The sequence below is a fragment of the Metabacillus dongyingensis genome (assembly GCF_019933155.2).
Taxonomy (GTDB): domain Bacteria; phylum Bacillota; class Bacilli; order Bacillales; family Bacillaceae; genus Bacillus_P; species Bacillus_P dongyingensis.
The window spans coordinates 272,918-292,353 of sequence record NZ_OK052578.1 but is presented as its reverse complement, the minus strand read 5'-3'; the positions used below and the strand labels follow the sequence as shown (position 1 = coordinate 292,353).

At 35.4% G+C, this 19,436-nt stretch carries 19 protein-coding genes, 3 pseudogenes and 1 other annotated feature (1 of these 23 cut by a window edge); of the genes and pseudogenes, 6 read left to right on the top strand and 16 right to left on the bottom strand.

Annotated features, from left to right (window positions below):
- Positions 1 to 352: 352 nt before the first annotated feature.
- The 6 genes and pseudogenes from K8L98_RS26180 to K8L98_RS26155 form a co-directional block, all read right to left on the bottom strand.
- A complete protein-coding gene (locus K8L98_RS26180) occupies positions 353 to 748 on the bottom strand; it encodes a hypothetical protein (protein WP_243551269.1) in 396 nt (131 codons plus the stop codon).
- Between the two features lie 789 nt (positions 749 to 1,537).
- Positions 1,538 to 2,374, bottom strand: coding sequence for an alpha/beta fold hydrolase (locus K8L98_RS26175; protein ID WP_243551267.1), 837 nt, complete (start codon positions 2,372 to 2,374; stop codon positions 1,538 to 1,540).
- A gap of 402 nt (positions 2,375 to 2,776) precedes the next feature.
- A complete protein-coding gene (locus K8L98_RS26170; RefSeq protein WP_243551265.1) occupies positions 2,777 to 3,382 on the bottom strand; it encodes an alpha/beta hydrolase in 606 nt (201 codons plus the stop codon).
- Positions 3,379 to 4,326 carry a ring-cleaving dioxygenase gene (locus K8L98_RS26165; protein ID WP_243551263.1) on the bottom strand — a complete coding sequence of 316 codons (948 nt, stop codon included), beginning with the start codon at positions 4,324 to 4,326 and terminating at the stop codon, positions 3,379 to 3,381. Before K8L98_RS26165 ends, K8L98_RS26170 begins: the two co-directional genes overlap by 4 nt.
- Before the next feature lie 105 nt (positions 4,327 to 4,431).
- Positions 4,432 to 5,373 (bottom strand): ring-cleaving dioxygenase, encoded by a 942-nt coding sequence (locus K8L98_RS26160; RefSeq protein ID WP_243551261.1) that lies wholly within the window; start codon positions 5,371 to 5,373, stop codon positions 4,432 to 4,434.
- A gap of 29 nt (positions 5,374 to 5,402) precedes the next feature.
- A pseudogene (locus K8L98_RS26155) lies at positions 5,403 to 5,866 on the bottom strand (MarR family winged helix-turn-helix transcriptional regulator).
- 107 nt (positions 5,867 to 5,973) lie between these two features.
- Here K8L98_RS26155 and K8L98_RS26150 point away from each other — a divergent pair.
- From K8L98_RS26150 to K8L98_RS26130, 5 genes and pseudogenes are all read left to right on the top strand, one after another.
- Positions 5,974 to 6,048: pseudogene (locus tag K8L98_RS26150) on the top strand (NADPH-dependent FMN reductase); the annotation flags it as partial.
- Positions 6,049 to 6,134: 86 nt separating this feature from the next.
- Complete coding sequence (gene ycaC / locus K8L98_RS26145) at positions 6,135 to 6,779, top strand: isochorismate family cysteine hydrolase YcaC (protein WP_243551259.1); 645 nt, start codon at positions 6,135 to 6,137, stop codon at positions 6,777 to 6,779.
- Positions 6,780 to 6,909: 130 nt separating this feature from the next.
- The gene (locus K8L98_RS26140) at positions 6,910 to 7,554 is read left to right on the top strand and encodes a hydrolase (protein WP_053535280.1); all 645 of its coding nucleotides are present in this window, start codon (positions 6,910 to 6,912) and stop codon (positions 7,552 to 7,554) included.
- Positions 7,551 to 8,144 carry an antibiotic biosynthesis monooxygenase gene (locus K8L98_RS26135; RefSeq protein ID WP_243551257.1) on the top strand — a complete coding sequence of 198 codons (594 nt, stop codon included), beginning with the start codon at positions 7,551 to 7,553 and terminating at the stop codon, positions 8,142 to 8,144. The genes K8L98_RS26140 and K8L98_RS26135 overlap by 4 nt, the downstream gene beginning before the upstream one ends.
- A gap of 13 nt (positions 8,145 to 8,157) precedes the next feature.
- Complete coding sequence (locus K8L98_RS26130; protein WP_243551255.1) at positions 8,158 to 9,993, top strand: amidohydrolase; 1,836 nt, start codon at positions 8,158 to 8,160, stop codon at positions 9,991 to 9,993.
- Between the two features lie 123 nt (positions 9,994 to 10,116).
- Here K8L98_RS26130 and K8L98_RS26125 read toward each other — a convergent pair.
- Both K8L98_RS26125 and K8L98_RS26120 read right to left on the bottom strand, forming a co-directional pair.
- Positions 10,117 to 10,197: pseudogene (locus K8L98_RS26125) on the bottom strand (IS6 family transposase); the annotation flags it as partial.
- Positions 10,198 to 10,679: 482 nt separating this feature from the next.
- Positions 10,680 to 11,216, bottom strand: a complete 537-nt coding sequence (locus K8L98_RS26120; RefSeq protein ID WP_243551657.1) for a nitroreductase family protein — start codon at positions 11,214 to 11,216, stop codon at positions 10,680 to 10,682.
- Positions 11,217 to 11,430: 214 nt separating this feature from the next.
- Here K8L98_RS26120 and K8L98_RS26115 point away from each other — a divergent pair, with 214 nt between their 5' ends.
- Positions 11,431 to 11,781 carry a winged helix-turn-helix transcriptional regulator gene (locus K8L98_RS26115; RefSeq protein ID WP_243551253.1) on the top strand — a complete coding sequence of 117 codons (351 nt, stop codon included), beginning with the start codon at positions 11,431 to 11,433 and terminating at the stop codon, positions 11,779 to 11,781.
- A gap of 279 nt (positions 11,782 to 12,060) precedes the next feature.
- Here the strand turns inward: K8L98_RS26115 and K8L98_RS26110 are convergent, their stop codons facing one another.
- The 8 genes from K8L98_RS26110 to metG form a co-directional block, all read right to left on the bottom strand.
- Complete coding sequence (locus tag K8L98_RS26110) at positions 12,061 to 13,167, bottom strand: phosphatidylglycerol lysyltransferase domain-containing protein (RefSeq protein ID WP_243551251.1); 1,107 nt, start codon at positions 13,165 to 13,167, stop codon at positions 12,061 to 12,063.
- Between the two features lie 376 nt (positions 13,168 to 13,543).
- Positions 13,544 to 14,131, bottom strand: a complete 588-nt coding sequence (locus tag K8L98_RS26105) for a hypothetical protein (protein WP_243551249.1) — start codon at positions 14,129 to 14,131, stop codon at positions 13,544 to 13,546.
- A gap of 93 nt (positions 14,132 to 14,224) precedes the next feature.
- Complete coding sequence (locus tag K8L98_RS26100) at positions 14,225 to 14,563, bottom strand: nucleoside/nucleotide kinase family protein (protein WP_243551247.1); 339 nt, start codon at positions 14,561 to 14,563, stop codon at positions 14,225 to 14,227.
- 268 nt (positions 14,564 to 14,831) lie between these two features.
- Positions 14,832 to 15,269, bottom strand: a complete 438-nt coding sequence (locus tag K8L98_RS26095) for an NUDIX hydrolase (protein ID WP_243551245.1) — start codon at positions 15,267 to 15,269, stop codon at positions 14,832 to 14,834.
- Between the two features lie 107 nt (positions 15,270 to 15,376).
- Positions 15,377 to 15,898: a DUF4279 domain-containing protein gene (locus K8L98_RS26090; protein ID WP_243551243.1), complete on the bottom strand. Its 522-nt coding sequence runs from the start codon at positions 15,896 to 15,898 to the stop codon at positions 15,377 to 15,379.
- A gap of 314 nt (positions 15,899 to 16,212) precedes the next feature.
- Positions 16,213 to 16,434, bottom strand: coding sequence for a hypothetical protein (locus tag K8L98_RS26085; protein ID WP_243551241.1), 222 nt, complete (start codon positions 16,432 to 16,434; stop codon positions 16,213 to 16,215).
- A 139-nt stretch (positions 16,435 to 16,573) separates the two neighbouring features.
- The gene (locus K8L98_RS26080; protein ID WP_243551239.1) at positions 16,574 to 17,407 is read right to left on the bottom strand and encodes a hypothetical protein; all 834 of its coding nucleotides are present in this window, start codon (positions 17,405 to 17,407) and stop codon (positions 16,574 to 16,576) included.
- Positions 17,408 to 17,617: 210 nt separating this feature from the next.
- Positions 17,618 to 19,252: a methionine--tRNA ligase gene (metG, locus tag K8L98_RS26075; RefSeq protein WP_243551237.1), complete on the bottom strand. Its 1,635-nt coding sequence runs from the start codon at positions 19,250 to 19,252 to the stop codon at positions 17,618 to 17,620.
- 51 nt (positions 19,253 to 19,303) lie between these two features.
- Positions 19,304 to 19,436: a binding site (T-box leader), on the bottom strand (it continues 135 nt past the right edge of the window).

Sequence of the window (19,436 nt, the reverse complement as noted above, 5' to 3'; positions counted from 1 at the left end):
TTATTATATTATTATTGTTATAAAAATATCTTTTTTGTTTTATTAAAAGATAAAAAAGCATTCCTCATTACAAAGAAATGCTCTATAAAACTTAAAACTATTCAATTTATAAATTGACGTGCCCGTTAGTCGTATAAATCGTATAAGTAAAAGAATTAAAAGGATTGCCGCAGCAACATTCCTTCTTCAACGCTTCCCCCCGATTGTTGAATAGTTGTAAATAGAAGCAACTTAATATGAGCCTTGTTCTCTTAGAAATAGTGCTACCTGTTCGTTTTCATATTGCTCTGCAAATGAAGCGAGCTACCACTTTATGCAGCAAACGCCCCCGATTGTGGAATAAAATCATACGTTATTCTTCTAAAAATTCATTAATATATTCTTTCAATTCTTCCTTAACATCTTCAATCGTTTCATCAAGTAATTCACCAATAATTTTACTGCCAGGAAATTTTTTTGAAGTGGGCATTCCTAAGAAATAACGATTGCATTCCCATATTTTAATTGTATGTAAATCATTAAATTCCTTATTTTCTTCAGCAATGCCAATCGAAACCGAGGAATTGTATTCAGGCATAAAAGGTTCGTTACCCACTTTATAAACCCCAGCATCAAAAACCAAATTTTTCTTATCAAAAACAGACTTATATTCAAGTGATAAATTTTCGATATGACCTTTTAGTACCATTTCGGTAGTTATAATAGTTTTTAATAATTCTCCTGAAAAATCCTTTTGGTGATACCTCATATATATATCACTCCACTTCTTCTAAACCTTAGAAATAGTAAGTTATTTACTTATTCTATCTTCCACAATCCTGACCTTTACTTAAATAAGAAGAGGCGATACTTTGTTATGCAATCGCTCCCGATTGTGGGAATATCGATTATGTTGTCTTATTGAAGAAAAGCGCCCTTTAGGAAAATGTAAAGTATCTTCAGAATAATTCCGAGCTTCTTGAACTAACTCACCCGTTACTTAAATTGCATTTATTCACAATCTTACTGACCTAGGGCATTAAGATATAAGAGTAATTCAACTAACTTCTTTTTTATCTTCTTCTCTTTTTCTCTTCATGATTATCTCTCACTCTTTTTTAGAATCAGGATGTAGCACGAGCTTATCAGTAAGCTCCAATTTTGATGGTTCCCCATAGCCATCAAGCTAACAAGTAAATTACTAGATACGAAATTACCACCAGCAAAACGCGAATTTACAACTTTTAGGATATTCCAGTTTCATATGTTTATTATCGGTACTGAAAAAGGATTTTCAAACGGGACTGTTGACAAACTAAAGAATCTCATAACCGGACACAACATATAGTAAACAAAAAAGAAGATAAACACTACATTCAGTAGATGTTCATCTTCTTTTGTTTAAAGGGGTATTTGTCAACAGCCCCAAACGAAGATCCTTTTGTGCTGTTTTTTCAACTAAAGTGAATATGGATAAGGAGTTATTCCACACCTGATTCATACGATATTATTAACAAAGAATGCTCTTTCTCATTTAAGTAAAACTGTCATTACTTTATTAGTCTTTTAAAAATGTTAGTAACGCTTCATTAAATTCTTTTGGATGAGTTGCGTGTAATCCATGCGGACCCCCCTTTATTAGAGCGAGCTTACTACCAGGAATGGAATCATATGTACGTTTTCCACTTAACTCAAAAGGTACAGTTGCATCAGAGTCACCGTGAATAATAAGAGTAGGTATATTGAACTTTTCCAAGTCCTTTCTAAAATCTGTCTTACTAAAGGCCGTTATACAATCGAGCGTTCCCTTAGGTGAGGCACTAGCTGCAATATCCCGATTATATAAACGGAATGGCTCACTAACTAAATCTGTTTGATTACCAGCCGCGAAAAATCCCTTCGTAAATTTGTCAAGAAATGCAAGGCGGTCATTTATCACGCCACTTTTGAATTCTTCAATTGTTGCATCATCTAATGCTCCTTCAGGATGATCCTCTGATTTGTATAAATAAGGAGGAACTGCTCCAGCAAAAACAGCCTTTTCAATACGATCTGTTCCATACGTACTAATGTATCGAGCTACCTCACCTCCACCCATAGAAAAACCAACAAGTGTGACATTTTGAAGATCTAAATGTTCTAACAGTTTATGTAAATCAGAAGCAAATGTATCATATTCATATCCTTCCCACGGCTGAGATGATTTTCCAAAGCCTCGACGATCATATGTTATGACTCTGTAACCTGCTTCAATAAGAGCTGGCACCTGATATTCCCAAGAGCGTCCACTTAAAGGCCAACCATGTATTAATACAACTGGTTTCCCTGAACCCTGGTCCTCATAATAAAGTTCAATTGGAGCATGATTTTCATTACCTACAGTAAATTTTGCCATATAAATTTCCTCCCATGAATTTTCTTTATTAAACCTATATTCTTGCTTCTCTAATCAAAAAAACTCTTTATCCAAAAAATTTAAAATATTTTTTTTGCAAAATGTTTATGGGATTATTATATTCCCCACTATTAAAATTGTAAAATTTTGAAAAAAACATTAAATCAATTAATACATTAGATTACAATTTTATTTGTTAAACCAAGGTGTATTATTGAAAAATATTGAAAAAATTAAATTAAAAAATCGAATTAGAGATTTCTAAGCAACTCCAATTGGGGTATCCCCAATTAAGTTGGAATTAGGAATCACAGCCCTTCCTAAAACATAAAGACTTATTTGTCGATTTCACTCTGCAAATTTTAAGTTATTTACAAAAAATTTAATTTGTATTACTAAAGTTTAAAAGACCCTACGATACCAGTGAGCCGCAGCTTCAACTTCATTAACAGTCAATTGATGCCCCCTATTTTCCCAATGAATTTCAGTTTTTACATTAGCCTTTTCAAATAAGGATTGAAGTTCAGTAGATTCCATCGGCGAACATATAGGATCATTTTTACCAGCAGCAATAAATACTGATTTTCCTGACAAATCAGGAAGAACAATTCCTTTTCTCGGTACCATCGGGTGATGGAGAATTGCTCCCTTTAATGCATTTTGATAGTGAAATAATAAACTAGCAGCTATATTAGCTCCATTTGAGTATCCAATAGCTATCATGTTTTCTCGATCAAAATTATACTTTGCAGCAGAATCATAAAGAAACTCATTTAATTCATTTGTACGGAAAATCAGATCTTCCTCATCGAATACACCTTCAGCTAATCTCCGAAAGAATCGTGGCATTCCATTTTCCAATACATTTCCGCGGACACTTAGCACTGAAGCCTCGTCATCAATTCTTCCCGCTATAGGTAATAAATCTAATTCATTTCCGCCAGTACCATGTAGTAATAATAACGTTGGTTTCGTTGAATCTTTACCCTTATTAAATATATGTTTCATGATTGATCTCCCTCCAGAACGCGAACTTCCACAGTAGGTAAGGCTTCTTCTAATTCTTCTCGTTTTGGCTCCAGCCAAGATGGTAACATCAGTTTATTACCAAGCTCAGCGACAGCTTCATCAACGGAAAAGCCTGGCGGATCGGTCGCTATTTCAAAAAGGATACCGCCTTGTTCATGGAAATACACAGCTTTGAAGTAGTTTCGATCACGAATCTCAGTCGGATAATACTCCTTATCTTGAAGAAGTGTTCTCCATCTCAAAAGATCTTGGTCATCCTTTGCCCTCCATGCGATATGGTGAACAGTTCCAGCCCCTTTTAACCCGCGAACCGAAGGAGTTAGCTTAATATCAATTGTATTTCCAAACTGACCATCCGATTTAAACCTAAGGAAGCTCGCTTCTTGCCCAAGACATTCGAGCCCTAATACGTTTTCAAGCACATTCGCAGTTTTATTAGGCTGAGTTGAAATTAAAATAGCTCCACCAACCCCTTTAATTGCAACCTCTGAATCGACTTCTCCAAAACTCCAATTATTTTTTGGCCCTTCATTTCGTTCCACTAATTCAATTTCAAGACCATCCGGATCTTGAAATTGTAAATATTTTTCTCCAAAACGTACTGATTGAATAAACCTAATTCTAAATTTTTTCAAACGATTTTCCCAAAATTCAATTGATTGATTCGGGATGATAAAACTGGTTACTCCAACCTGTCCTGTTCCAATTCGACCTTTTAACTGCTTTGGCCATGGAAAAAAAGTTATAACAGACCCAGGTTGACCTGTTTCATTTCCAAAATAAAGATGATAGACTTCTGGACGATCAAAGTTTATCGTCTTTTTTACAAGTCTTAACCCCAGTATGCCAGCATAAAAATCAATACTTCTTTGGGCATCGTTCACCATTGCTGTTATATGATGGATCCCTGTTGTTTTTTGCAACCTCACCATTCCCATTCTTTTCATTAATTTGATCAAGAAATTAATTAGGTCTCTCTATGGAAAAAATCTCACCTGATTTTGCATAATTTGTACCAGCTAAACAGCTCACAACTCTAACTCTCTTACCTCAAATGGTAATAAACTTTGTTTAATCTGCCCTCTAGACTGTTCATACTGCTCTGGCAACATTAATTTTTCTCCCATCGTCGCTTCAGATTCATCGTGAGCAAATCCTGGAGGATCTGTTGCAATCTCAAAGAGAATTTCCCCGTGTTCTCTAAAGTAAATCGCATTAAAATAGTTTCGATTACGGACAGGAGTTACCCCATATCCGTTTTCCTCAACATATTTTTGCCATTCCAATTGGTCTTGATCATCCTTTGCCCGCCATGCAATGTGGTGTACGGTTCCAACACCCATTGTCCCGCGTCCTATTGGCGTTAATTTTAAGTCAATGACATTGCCAATTTCTGCTGAAGAACGGTAACGTGCAAAATCGCCTTCCTTGCCGATTAATTCTAGTCCAAATATATTTTCTAACAATGCAGCCGTTTTGTCAGGGTAGGTCGATAATAAAGTAGCACCGCCAAAGCCTTTAATAGCTACCTCAGGTGTTACCCCGCCAAAGGTCCATGTATTTACTTCCCCTTCTTCCCTTTCAACAATTTCCAAGTGTAGCCCATGAGGGTCATCTAATTCCAAGTATTCCTCGCTAAAGCGCTCCCTTACAGTAAAAGGAATATTGAAGGATTCCAGTCTTTTTTTCCAGAACTTCATAGCTCCTTTTGGAACAACATAAGATGTAACGCCTACTTGACCATCACCAATTTTCCCTTGACTAGCTCCTGCCCATGGAAAAAAAGTCATGATTGTTCCTGGTTTTCCACCCTCATTACCAAAATAAAGATGGTAGGTACCTGGGTCATCAAAATTGACAGTTTTTTTCACTAAACGTAAACCTAATACACCTGCATAGAAATCAACATTCTCTTGAGGATGACCAACAATTGCAGTAATGTGGTGAATACCCATCGTTTTTTTACTCATTTTATTTTCACTCCTATTTTTATTTCTGGTTAGACAATAACCTTAAAAAGCATCGCCAATTTGTCGATAATTGTATATACGACTTTATGGGTGTTTTTTCCTTTACCCGAAGGAAATTGTGATGCCTGAAATTGTTCTTGTTTTGAAACAACTTCATAAAAAAACTCTTTTCCAACCTCAGTCAATGAAAGGTATTTTGTTTTCCATTCCTGTTTCCGATTAATCAATCCCAAATCTTCCATTTTCCTTAACAGTTGAGTAATATTGCCTTTCGTAACAAAAAGCTTGTTTGCTAGTTGTTATTGTGACAATCGCTCATGAGAACCCACTTGAACTAAGATATCGAATTGAGCTGCAGTTAGATTCCATTTTTTAAATGTTGATTGAATTCCCGAATACTCTGGTTATATATTCGTGTTATTCGAAACCATAACATTAATCCTAGCCGTTCCTTTTTTTTAGTTGAGGAGCGATTCGTTATATTATCTTTCATAAATGTCACCTCATTCTTTTAATAGTCTGAATATTAGGTATAAGGCCACTTCTTTTATTTTGGTATATTATGGTACAATGAGATGATTTTAACAAAGGAGGAAATGTATTACTAAGACAATAGGCCTTATTTGTGGTAGTTTACGAAAAAACTCTTATAATCGAATCATTGCTCAATCATTAAACTGATTGTTACAAACGAAGAAATTTATGATAATATTCCAGTTTTAAACTTTCTTCGATTACTTAATTTTTAGGAGGAATACATAATGTCTGATCTCTATTCTCGTATTAATAAAGATGATGCTGTCGTTCTTTTAGTGGATCATCAAACTGGTCTTATGGCTGGACTAGTGCGTGACTATGGTGTTGATGAATTCAAGAACAATGTTTTGGCTCTTGCTCACACTGCTAAGTTTTTTGATTTACCAGTTATTTTAACAACAAGCTTTGAAAACGGACCTAATGGACCACTAATGCAAGAATTGGTTGATCTTTTTCCTGACGCGCCAAAAATAGCTCGTCCTGGACAAATTAACGCATGGGATAATGATGATTTTGTAAAAGCAATCGAAGAAACTGGAAGAAAACAACTTATTATTGCGGGTGTAGTTACAGATGTTTGCGTTGCGTTCCCGGCACTTTCCGCTATAAAAGCTGGGTATGAAGTATTTGCTGTTACTGATGCTTCAGGAACTTTCAGCAAACAAGTTGCAGATGCCGCCAATACGCGTATGGCACATAGTGGCGTGCAACTTTTGAACTGGTTTAGCGTAGCGTGCGAATTACAACGCGATTGGCGCAACGATGTTGAAGGTTTTGGCAATTTACTTGCTAGTAATCTTCCAGGTTATCAAAATATAATTGGAAGCTATATGGGAGCTCAGCGAGATCTTAGTAAACAAAATGCATAAATTTAGCGCTGATTTAATCAGCGCTCCTTTTTAAATAAGAAGTATAGCAAGGCTTTTATTTTTACGATTACAGCTGAAACTAATAATTGCCTTTAAGATGAAACAATTTTAAAAAAGGAGTGTTTTATGTATGAGTAATTTAGAATTGTTAACTCCGGAGAACAGTGCATTAATTTTGATCGATTTTCAGCCTCAAATGACTTTTGGAGTTGCAAGCATTGACAGACAAACATTAATGAATAACGTTATGCTGCTTGCTAAATCAGCAAAAGCTTTTAACGTACCTACTATTCTTACTACAGTTGAAACACAAAGCTTTTCTGGTTATTTTTGGCCACAAATTCTTGACATATTCCCAAACCATGAAATTATAGAACGTAGTTCAATGAACTCTTGGGAAGATTCAAAATTTGTTGAGGCAGTTAAAGCAACAGGTAGAAAGAAATTGATATTTGCAGCACTTTGGACTGAAGTTTGCCTTGCATTCCCTGTGCTTGAAGCAATTAAAGCTGGCTATGAAGTTTATGCAGTTGATGATGCTTCAGGTGGTACTAGTTTGACAGCACATAACGCTGCTATGCGTCGTGTAGAACAAGCTGGAGCAATTCCAGTGACAGCAATTCAAGTGTTACTTGAATACCAACGTGACTGGGCACGCAAAGACACTTATGATGCTGTTATGGAAATTGTAAAAGAACACACTGGCGCTTATGGTCAAGGCGTGGAATACGCATATACTATGGTACATGGCGCGCCTCCAAGCAGGAAAATATGAATCAAGAAAGAGAAACTGTCGGAGAAACTCATACAGGGAACACTATGGATGCTGGTGGTCCAGTAACAACAATTGTTACATGGGAAATTCAAGAAGGTAGAGAAAAACAGTTTGAAACATGGAGACATGAAATCGAAGCTGCCGCTACTAAATTTCCAGGGCATTTAGGCGTAAATCTAATAGTCCCCAATAACGGATCCAGAGAGTATACTGTTGTTTTTCGCTTTGATACGTATGAGCATCTACGTGCTTGGCAAGAATCAGATATTCGTCGAGATTTGTTAAAAAAGGCAGAACCATTTCAAGCTACTAATCCAACTTACAAAACTGAAAGCAGTTTGGCTTATTGGTTTGTTACTCCGAAAACGCCAGTTCCACCGCCAAAATGGAAAATGTCTATTGTTACCGTTCTTGGTGTATGGCCTCTTAGCATGTTAGTTCCTATAGTGATAGGACCTATAATAAAAAATATGAATCCAATTATGTCAGCCTTTTTTGTTTCTGTATGTATAGTATCCTTGCTATCATGGGTAGTAATGCCGATTCTCGGTAAAATATTTCATCCATGGTTACAGAATAATAGGAAGTAGACGAGGTGTGAACATGAATTTACCGGATATGATTTTATATAACGGAAAAATCACTACTCTTGACCCATCTCAACCTGAGGTATCGGCTATCGCCATAACTGATGGTTTAATCACTGCAGTAGGTGGAGATGAGCTTCTTGATAGTGCCACAGAAAAAACCAAAAAAATAGACCTTAAAAGAAAGAGAGCTATTCCGGGCTTGAATGACTCTCATATACACGTTATTCGTGGCGGTCTTCATTATAATATGGAATTGCGCTGGGAAGGTGTGCCATCACTTGCTATTGCTCTGGAAATGCTTAGAGATCAGGCAAGGCGTACACCTGCTCCTCAGTGGGTAAGAGTAGTTGGAGGCTGGTCTGAATTTCAATTTAAAGAAAGACGGATGCCAACTTTGGAAGAGATTAATGCTGTTTCTGAAGACACGCCTGTCTTTGTGCTACATCTTTACGATAGAGCACTTGTAAATCGTGCAGGACTGCGTGCACTGGGATACACAAAAGATACCCCAGACCCTCCGGGCTGTTTAATTGAGCGAGATAAACGAGGTAATCCAACGGGTCTTTTAATTGCCAATCCTAATGCTTCTATTCTTTATTCAAGTTTGGGTAGAGCTCCAGTACTTAATTTTGATGACCAGATTAACTCAACTCGCCATTTTATGCGCGAATTAAATAGATTAGGTATCACAAGTGCCATTGACGCAGGTGGTGGATTCCAAAATTATCCTGATGATTACAAAGTTGTTGAACATTTAGCCGAGAAGGATCAATTAACTTTGCGTATTGCTTATAATCTATTTACACAAAATCCAAATCATGAATATGAAGACTTTGCTTCATGGGCAAAAATTGTTTCTCCGGGTCAAGGAAATGATAAGTATAAAATGAATGGTGCCGGAGAAATGTTAGTATTCTCGGCAGCCGATTTTGAAAAATTTCAAATGCCGCGGCCCGACCTAGCTACGGTGATGGAAGCTGACTTAAAAAAAGTAATTTCTCTATTGGTGGAAAACCGTTGGCCATTCCGTTTACATGCAACTTATGACGAGTCAATAACACGTTTCTTAAATGTTTTTGAGGAAGTCAACAGAGAAATTCCTTTTAATGGTCTACGCTGGTGGTTTGACCATGCAGAAACAATCTCAGATCGCAGTATGGAACGTGTTAAGGCTTTAAATGGCGGTATTGCCATCCAAGACCGCATGGCTTTCCAAGGTGAATACTTTGTTGATTTATACGGAAAGGAAGCTGCAAAGCGTACTCCTCCGATTTATCGTATGCTAGACCTGGGTATACCTGTTGGCGCCGGTAGTGATGCAACGAGGGTTTCCAGCTATAACCCTTGGGTTGCTCTTTACTGGATGGTTGCAGGAAAAACCATTGGTGGTCTTTCGATATACGATGAAAAAAATAAACTTGACAGAAAAGTAGCCATGGAACTATATTCCAAAGGAAGTGCATGGTTCTCCGGTGATGAAGATAAAAAGGGAACCATTGCAGTAGGTCAGTTTGCTGATATTGCTGTATTGTCTGCTGACTACTTTACTGTGCCAGAAGAAGAAATCAAAGACCTTGAATCATTACTCACCATTATGGGTGGGCAGGTTGTTTATGGAAATGATGAATTTAAAAATTTATCACCTGAATTGCCGCCAGCATCACCTGATTGGGCACCGACGGGAGTTTATGGTTATGGTGGTGCTAACCTAGCCCACAATATACTTTCTCACGATGCCCATGATCACAAGTTACATAGTTGCAGTAACCCTCTCCATCAACACACTCATACCGTAATAGGAAAAGATGGAACTAAATGGGGTATTGGTTGTACTTGCTTTGCTTTCTAATAAGGGTTTGGGGCCGAGGACGGACCCAAATAGTAATGGTATTAAGATCATAATGGTAATATGAGTTCTGGTGCATATAATATGTAGATACGAAATAGCAGTGATTCCTAACGGAATCTACTACTATGCGGTAAGACCGAAGAGTTGATTGATTAACTTGATTTGTTTTTTGACAGACTTCTCTCCTTGCAAAGTCTGTCCTTTTTATATCCGCTATATTAATCGCCTATTTTATACCAAGGGATACAAATAAGAAACCTGAAGGGTCTGTTTTCTCTTCTTTTTATTAAAATTGGAGTAATATTTAATAAAAAAGACTTACCTATCTGCTATATTATTTCAACAGTGCTCTTTATTTCACTAGTTGGCTATTATACAACCCTAGAAAGTTATCTAAGTGGTCCTAATTTTGGATTAAACCACTGGCAAATACTATTGATTCGAGCTGTTGGTATCATTGGAATGTTAGTTTGTTACAGGTATTGCCTTGACTCTTCCTACCATCATTTCATTAATTGGACAACTAGCAGGATCTTCTCGTGGTATTGCTGTTTCGTTTCATATGTTTATGAAGCAAAAAAGCCCTAAAAACATTGGGCTTTTAATAATTACTCTTAAGACTGTAGTTTTTATGGGCTCTGATACTCTTTAATCATCGAACTATTTCACATAATCAGATAAGAACACTAAATTATTTTGTTTCTATACATTACCTTATTTACATTATGCCTTACGGTATTATGACCGGCTTTAGTACCTTTACCAATAGCAATAAGCATAACATCTAAATACCTATCAGAAATATTTAAGATTGCTTTTAATTTCTTAGAATCATAGCCTGACATAGTAATTGTTTCAAAACCTGCTTCATTTGCTAACAAAATTAATGACATTGACGCAAGACTTACATCTCTAGTTAATTCTAGCTTTAGATCTTCATTTGATTTATTTTCATAATATTTTATTGCAGCATTCGCTAGATAATCTCTTAGCAATTCATCAAAAAAACCTGCTTGAAAGCCTTCTTCATGTATCTTAATAATATTATCTTTATCAAATGCTTGATAATCACCCAACATAACAATTAAAGTTGAAGCTTCTACCACTTGATGTTGATTAAAAGCTATAGGTAGCAATAAATTTTTCAAGTCTGGTTCATCAATAATCAAGTATCGAGTTGCTTGAATATTATTTCCGTTAGGTGACTTACTCGCACTTTCAATTAATGAGGTTAGAATTTCTGAACTTATTTTATAACTTGAATCATAATGTCTAAACTGATCGTCTTTTTTCCAAGATATTTTTTACACTCATTTTATCAACTCCGAAATTTTTATTTATTGCTCCTTTAATTATAGTAAGCAATAATAAATGAGAAAATAACGCACAAAAATGTGGTATAGCCACTTTTAAGTGCCTATTCAGGAGGGACAGCACATGGTTAACTATAATACTGGAATCAACATTTTTATGAACATTGCGGGTGGAAAATGGAAATGTTTAATACTCTTTTTCTTAAGCCAAAAATCAGTAAGGACAAAAGAGTTTTACGAATTAATACCTGGAATTACACAAAAAGTCTTAACAGATCAATTGAAACAATTAGAAAGAGATGGACTTGTACGAAGAGAAATATTTAAAGAGGTACCACCAAAAGTAGAATACAGCTTAACTGATCTAGGAAGATCATTTGTACCAGTATTAAACACAATGTGTGAATGGGGTAATAAGTATGCAATTATAAAAGGTATAGATAAAGATTCACAAATTTATTGTGATCATAATTAAACCTAAATTCACATTTTTGACTTCTGAAGAAGCCTGGCGGCTGCATAAAAAAGTGGGGTTTTATGCAACCTCTTATTCAATATAATGGCCCGCTTGTTTATCAAACTCTTGAAACCAATCTTCAACTATACTGCCCTTTACTTTAATAAGAAGAGGCGATACTTTGTTAAGTAATCGCCCCCGATTGTTGAATATCATTTATGTTGTCTTATCGAAGAAAAGCGCCCGCTTGTTGAAGATCCTTAATTCAAATTAATTAAGTAATAGATAATGCTTTATTTATCCCGCATTTTTAAACAAATACTTAATCTTATCTATTACATACTTTGGATGTGGCTGGCTGTTGATTAATAAAAGTAATTGAATGACGACAATTGGCAGGAAGGATTTTTTGTAGGCTAAATACTTCGGTTCCCACGTGCAGGCAAATTTACTTTTAAATTCTTTCAGCCCTTTAAATTTATAAAATGAATTTCCGTGAAGAAAGGCTACTCGTGCCAACTTTTCTTTTTTAAAAGAAAATGGACTATCCCCGACATGTGCAAGAGGCGCCATTCCTAGGCTGCAGTGCTGATAGCCTCTTTCTTTCGCCCATTTAAAAATGTGAATAAATAAAACATCCATCGTTCCATGCGGGCTGTCGGAAGACTTCCTCATTAAATCAATGGTCATAGTCTTTTTATAATCGTTCGCCAGTGTCGCAAACGCTACGATATTTCCCTCTGGATCCGATAACAAAGCAATTGGAAAACAAGAAACATACTCCTCACTGAAAGATACGACTGAAAATCCCTTTTCCTTTTGGTCCCCTAGCCATGAATCCGAAATCACTTTAAGTTCCGACAGCAAATCATTGGAATAAGGAGGATTAATAACCTTAAAGGTGTAAGAATTACGGGTGAATTTATTAAGCCTCGTCCGCAGCTTTGCCCCCTGTTTTCCCTCTAGGGTAAATTTATCGAGGTTGACAATCGCTACTTCCCCTAATTTGAGGAACCGATAACCTGTGTCATGGTAATAGTGCATGAATCGAGGGCTAATTTGATAAAAAACAGGTGTAAGTCCTTTGCTTTTACTATACTTATTAAATTCTCTAATGGCCGCTTGAATAGACGATTCTTCGCCAATCGGGTCACCGAGAATAACCAATTTATTTCCAATTTTCTTATATGCAATTAAAACTCTTCCATCCTGCGCCCAGTACACATCTTTATCCTGTAGCAAGATGAGGTGTGACAGATGGTTTCCGCCTTTTTCTTCTAAAAAAGGAATAATCCGCTTCAGTTCAAGCTCTTCGTAAGCTGAAGAAAATCTCTTGTTAACCCTATATAAAAAATAATTTACAAAACCAATAGTAAATAAAAAGAAAAATGTCATTTCAATCATTAAGGTAAACCTCCTGATAAAATTCACCTTTATAAAGATAACATACAATTACTTGAATAAATAGAGAATTTCTTTTCTGGAAGTTTTAAAATTCTGAAAATAAAATAAGTGCCACCTACTTAAAGACTGGTTCAAATGTATTATCAATAATAGAAAAAGTGAAAAAGGATGCTTCACAAAAGTTATGTAATTTTTTGGAAACATCCTCAATTTCGGAAATTCTTAAATAAATGTTATCAAAATGTTATTTTTTTGTTCAAACCTCATTTTTCTTCATTACAGGAATGCTGCCCTTTACTTCAATAAGAAGAGGCGACACTTTGTTAAGCAATCGCCCCCGATTGTTGAAGAATAGTAGTCGGCAGCATTAAGAACTTTACCAATGCGGCGAATTACTTTTTAATAGCTGGTTGTATTCATCCCAAAAATCTTCATACATTTCTTTATCAAAGTCATCAGAAATCAGCTTTTCTTTCGAGTTATCAAAGAGTTTTTTAGCTTGAAGAGCAAATGAAACAACTTGGTTTGTATATTCATTTTTGCTTAATTTGATTTCTAGTCCAGGATAATAAATACTTCCCGTTTTTGGGTTGGTTGTAGTAACCTTAACAAAATCCGATAAAATCACTTGGCCGTCAATATGTTTTACAGTCCAATGTATTGAAATAGGGCAACCCATCATTAAAATTGTACCGCATCCGTGGAGAATTAGACCTTCCTCAATATCGGGGTCACAAATATAATCTTTATCAAGGGTTCTTAACAATGCCAAAGCAGACTCACTAATTCCCCATTCTTCGTCTATATATGATTGAGTAATGATAGTTCCATTAACGTTCAAGATAATTTCACCGTGAGAACATAAGTCTTCTTTATCATTGCAAAGCCATCTTTGATTCTCAATTTTTATTAATAAAGGATTTGATTTTTTCATCAAAAATTCACCTTTTTCTTTATCAATCATAATCGCTAAATCGCTTTTCTTATATTTATATAGCTTTCAGAGGTAATGGCGACTCTTTGTTAAGCAATCGCCCCCGATTGTTGAATAAGATGTTCATTTAAGTTCCAATGAATACAATGTCTGCTCTATCAAATGGTTTTTACTCTTCCATAAAAATGTCTTCTGAAATATCCAATTATCTTCCCACATTTCACGAGCATCTGCTCCGTCTCTTTTAATACCTCTTGAAAGCCTTATTTCTCTAGGACAATCAATCCATATTTTTATATCATATTTATTTTCTAGTTCTTGCCGAATGGAATATACTCCTTCAACAACGACAATGCCACCTACAGGTACAGTATGACATTCTGCTAAGATATCCGTTTCCCAATCATATCGTTGATATTGCCCTTCGCTCCCTTGGCTTATTGGTTCAAGTACCTGATTCAAAAGACGTTTCCAGTCGAAATCTGCACCGACTGGCTTTTCTGTATAGCTCTTATGAATTCTTTAAAGGAGCTAAATTGTCCTCGTATTATTTTAAAATCGCTCATAATTTTAATTCCCCTCTGGATTCAAAAATCTGTACACCTACATTAAGAAAATTCAACAAAAATAGGTGTTAATTCTTTTTGGATTAACACCTACAATTACTTAATTAGAAAAGAGCGATCTCCTTTTGCTGCAATCGCCTCCTATAACGGAATATATATTACTATCATTTAACGTAGGAATTTTCTTGTAGTATTTTCTCTGCTTGTTTAATGTTGTCCTTTAAATATCCAGGTAGCTCTGTATTAGCAAGAATCTCTGAAGTAGTTAACCAAATAATGTCATCCACTTCTTCGCTGCTTTTAGGATAAGGCTCCCCCGACTTATGGTGACATAGAAAAACAATATCAATCACATTCATCCCTGAATCAGTAACAAAAGAAGAACTATTTACATATTTAAGACCTGTAACTTCGCAGCCAACTTCTTCAGAAATTTCTCGTTTTAAAGTTCTTTCTAAAATATCAGATGAAAAGCCTTCAAGTTCGCATTTTCCACCGACTAGTGAAAGAGTACCTCCTGCGTGTTCTTCCTTTTTACTCCTCAAGATTAAAAGCCATTTACCGTTGTGGTGAATGGCACCTTCTACATTAACTACGAACATAAAAATCCCCCTTAATAGATATATTCCATCTTCAACACCCCTGCACAGATTATAAAGTAAATTGCGGATATCTTATGCAGCAATCGCCCCCGATTGTCGAATAACACTTACCTTGCTTTCTGGCCATTAATCATATTCTTAATTCTATGGAAAATATCATAAAATCGATCACCAATTGTAGTTGGATAAATGTACGTATCAAAATTGATTGTAGTTCCTGTCAAATAACAAAACTCAATAATCTCCTCATTGAAGGCAATATGAGGTTTTTCCCCACCGTAAATACTTGGTACAACCACCAGTATGTAATTTACATCGTATGTTTCCTTGAACCTTTGCAACACTGATATTTTATTTCTTAAATTCTTTATTGTATCTAAACATTGTGCTTCGACATCCAAAATGTCTTTATCAGATCTTTCTGCACCCCAAGAAGAAAAAAGATATTCTGAGCCATCTCTTCTTTTATCACCTTTCTGCCAGAACTTGAAAGGTTGAATCCCTAATGCATCTGTGATGTCATTAGGATTAAAAATCCCATTTTTGTTTCCAACTAATCCTTTTGAGCTAATCCATCCATTGCTCTCTATTCCAAAGTATGTATACGTTTGTGTATATCCTCTCTGCATAAAACCTTCCAATCTAAATTTTTTCTTTGAACGTTTAAACCTCTACAAAAGGAGCTATCGCACTGTGCTGGAATTGCCCCCGATTGTAACTATTGGTTTATTTCCTTGCATTTATATAGATAATGCAACACTAAGTTCGTACTCGCTGAATTGCGGATATAATAAAACTGCTGTTTTTTTCATCATAATTATTCCTCCATTTACAATAATAAAATAAATGATTCCTTATTCAACTATCCTGCCCTTTACTTTAATAAGAAGAGGCGATACTTTGTTAAGCAATCGCCCCCTTTAATGGAATAAATAAAACTCTTTTAAATAAGTCTGGATTGAACAAATAAATAGTAAAACGAATAGAAAAGACATACCATCCCTGTTAACATTCCAAAACTTTTAACTTTTTCTTTATTGAGCGAAATAAAGAATATACCTGTACAGAAAAAACCTATAAATATACCAATTTCAATTTGCAAAATACCAAAAACTAAACCTAAAATGCCCACTATTTGAATGAAAGAAATTAAACTTATTTTCATTGAATCCCCCCTTGTCTTTATTCCATTAAACTGGACAAATCTTAAATAAGGAAGAGAGCAATCACTCTCTTCCGCAAACGCCCCCGATTGTTGAAGAAGAAAAATAAAAAAACACCAATCCGTGGGTGTTGTCACAACATCATACAACCATATCTAAAATCTCATTTACCCATTCAGGATTTTCTTCAATTCCAACTTGTTTACATAAACTTTTATGAATTTTTATAAATTCGGGAATTATCCTTCTTATTACGTTCAGTATTTCGTCTGGTTCTCTATTGCTTTGCCATTCTGCTAGAAGGGATAACTGCCACTCTTGCAGTTTACTTCTTTCTCCTTCTAACTTTGCCCAATCTCCAAATGTATTAGGCTGTATTCCTGTTTCCATATACCAAGCCGTTGCCATAGATAGTCGTAAGTTATCTATACAATGTAAAGCATAATAAATTTCTCTTCTCATTACTCTTCGATAGGCTTCGTGAACATATGCAAAAAATTTCGTTCTCCATATCTCCACTTCTTGAATCGTTGGTAAATAGGCTAAAACCATTGATTTTTCTAATACATCTTTCATCAAGCCAGTAGTATCGTGAACAATTTTAATATTTTGAAGCCAAACTGATGGCACAATATCCTTTGTTTTGTAATAAAAGGTATCCACCTTAATAAAAGTATCATAATGTGCAATGCTATGAGTTGCCCAAGGGAAGTCTTCAAAAAATAGAACTTTACCCCAGTTTTTAGCTCTCTGTTTTTTGTTCAACCTATATTCTTCAAACACTTCATTTTTGACAACTATTCGGAGGTCAATATCAGAATATAAGTCTGTATTTTGATTGCCTAGTGAACCTCCATAAAAAATAGCTAATATATTTGCATCACTTAGTAAATCATTTTCAATTGCATTTAATAAAATATGACGATGTTTCGGAATTTCAAAATCTCTTTTTTTCCACCTTATTTCAAATCCCACACACAACAATCCAACTCCCTTATTGAAATACTTATGAATTATTAATTTCGCTAAAAAAGGACTAAACCCTCCTTCAACAATCCTGCCCAAGTTCTTAATAAGAAAAGAGCGATCACACTGTGCTGCAATCGCCCCCGATTGTGGAATATCATTTAAGTTGTCTTATCGAAGAATAGCTCCCTTTAATTGAATAAACTTGATTAATTACATTCATGAAATTCCATTATTTAAGTTCTCTAATTCCTCTTCTATTCTTTCTTTTTCAATCCTTTCAAAAAGTGGTTTAATATCCTTTAGAACTATATTGGATAACTCAATTTCTTCCCATTTCAATTCACTAAGACGCAACATATTTTTTACTTCATGGCTTGAAAAAGGAAGAAAAGGATTAAGAAGTTGTGCAAGATTTGAAATGATATAGATACAATTTGCCATCGTATTATCACATAAGGATTTTTCTTCTTTAATTTGAACCCATGGCTTCTGCTCATCAAAATATTTATTTGCATATCGCACAAATTCAAAGATTTTCTCTAAGGATTTTTTTAAATGACCATTTATAATTAGTGAGTCAACTTCTTCATAGAGTTGACCGATTTTAGCTTTAATTTTTAAATTCACCTTACCTTCTGGTGTTTTACCATCATAAGATTTTTCGATAAACTTTAGCGTGCGATTGACAAAATTACCATATGCACCAAGTAATTCGCTGTTATGACTATATACAAATTCACGCCATGAAAAATCAGTATCTCGATTTTCAGGTGCATTGATTGTTAAAAAATATCGAATTGAGTCAGCATCATATCTCTCTAAAATATATGGAACCCAGACTGCCCAATTTTGACTCGTCGATAGCTTACGCTTTTCTAGAGTTAAATACTCATTCGAAATTATATGTGCTGGTAAAGCAGGATTATTGATGCCCATTAGAATAGAAGGCCAAATGATCGTATGGAATGGAATATTATCCTTCCCATGAATATAATAAGAAATGGTGTCTTTATTCCACCAATCTTCTATGTTTTCGTTATTTTGCTCCGCCCATTCTATACTTGCAGTTAAATAGCCTGCCACGGCTTCGATCCATACATAAATTTTCTTACCTTCAAAACCTGATATAGGAACTTCAACACCGTTTGGCAAATCACGCGTAACAGCTCGGTCGAGTACACCCTCTTTTAAATATCTAGTTGTTAACGAAATCGCATTTTCACGCCATCTATTTTCCTGCTGTGCCTTCCCCACAAATGTTTCTAATTGTTTCTGGAAATGACTAAACGAGAAATAAAAATGCACCGTTTCTTTAATGGCAGGTTGGTTCCCACAAATCTTACAACGCTTATCGATTAAATCAAGTGGATCTAAAATGGCAGAACAATTATCACATTGGTCCCCCCTTGCTTTCGCGCCGCAATTCGGACAAATCCCTTCTACAAAACGATCTGGTAAAAATTGATGATCCGTTTCACAATAAGCCTGCTCAATCGTCTTTTTGTAAAGATAGCCATTTTCAAGCAATTTTAAAAATATGGTCTGTACTGACTTGTGATGATGTTCGGCATCTGTACGAGTGTACAAATCGTAGGAGAACCCAAGCTTTTGAAAACTCTCTACAAATTCTTCGTGATAACGGTTTGCAATTGCTTCAGTTGTCGTATTTTCTTGATTTGCTCGTATCGATATTGGTGTGCCATTACAGTCACTTCCTGAAACATAAAGCACTTTTTCTCCTTTCTGTCTGTAATACCTTGCTAAAATATCTCCTGGTAATAAGGCTGCTACATGCCCTAAATGCAGTGAACCATTAGCATATGGCCATGCTCCTCCAATAAAAATGGTCATATTTCTTCCTCCCCTAAATTAAAAAAACCTCGCCCATAGACAATTTGATTGCCTAAGGACGAGGTATATCTCGTGTTACCACCTTAATTCACTAATAATTCACATTATCAGCCTCAATAAGTACGGAGAGAATGAATCACTCTTATACTTTGACATTTATAACGAGTGCCAAATCTCGTCAAGG

Excerpts from the sequence above, each read along its gene's own strand:
- K8L98_RS26180 (WP_243551269.1), bottom strand. The coding sequence starts at position 748 with ATGAGGTATCACCAAAAGGATTTTTCAGGAGAATTATTAAAAACTATT.
- K8L98_RS26175 (WP_243551267.1), bottom strand. The coding sequence starts at position 2,374 with ATGGCAAAATTTACTGTAGGTAATGAAAATCATGCTCCAATTGAACTT.
- K8L98_RS26170 (WP_243551265.1), bottom strand. The coding sequence starts at position 3,382 with ATGAAACATATATTTAATAAGGGTAAAGATTCAACGAAACCAACGTTA.
- K8L98_RS26160 (WP_243551261.1), bottom strand. The coding sequence starts at position 5,373 with ATGAGTAAAAAAACGATGGGTATTCACCACATTACTGCAATTGTTGGT.
- ycaC (WP_243551259.1), top strand. The coding sequence starts at position 6,135 with ATGTCTGATCTCTATTCTCGTATTAATAAAGATGATGCTGTCGTTCTT.
- K8L98_RS26140 (WP_053535280.1), top strand. The coding sequence starts at position 6,910 with ATGAGTAATTTAGAATTGTTAACTCCGGAGAACAGTGCATTAATTTTG.
- K8L98_RS26135 (WP_243551257.1), top strand. The coding sequence starts at position 7,551 with ATGAATCAAGAAAGAGAAACTGTCGGAGAAACTCATACAGGGAACACT.
- K8L98_RS26130 (WP_243551255.1), top strand. The coding sequence starts at position 8,158 with ATGAATTTACCGGATATGATTTTATATAACGGAAAAATCACTACTCTT.
- K8L98_RS26115 (WP_243551253.1), top strand. The coding sequence starts at position 11,431 with ATGGTTAACTATAATACTGGAATCAACATTTTTATGAACATTGCGGGT.
- K8L98_RS26110 (WP_243551251.1), bottom strand. The coding sequence starts at position 13,167 with ATGATTGAAATGACATTTTTCTTTTTATTTACTATTGGTTTTGTAAAT.
- K8L98_RS26105 (WP_243551249.1), bottom strand. The coding sequence starts at position 14,131 with ATGATTGATAAAGAAAAAGGTGAATTTTTGATGAAAAAATCAAATCCT.
- K8L98_RS26095 (WP_243551245.1), bottom strand. The coding sequence starts at position 15,269 with ATGTTCGTAGTTAATGTAGAAGGTGCCATTCACCACAACGGTAAATGG.
- K8L98_RS26090 (WP_243551243.1), bottom strand. The coding sequence starts at position 15,898 with ATGCAGAGAGGATATACACAAACGTATACATACTTTGGAATAGAGAGC.
- K8L98_RS26085 (WP_243551241.1), bottom strand. The coding sequence starts at position 16,434 with ATGAAAATAAGTTTAATTTCTTTCATTCAAATAGTGGGCATTTTAGGT.
- metG (WP_243551237.1), bottom strand. The coding sequence starts at position 19,252 with ATGACCATTTTTATTGGAGGAGCATGGCCATATGCTAATGGTTCACTG.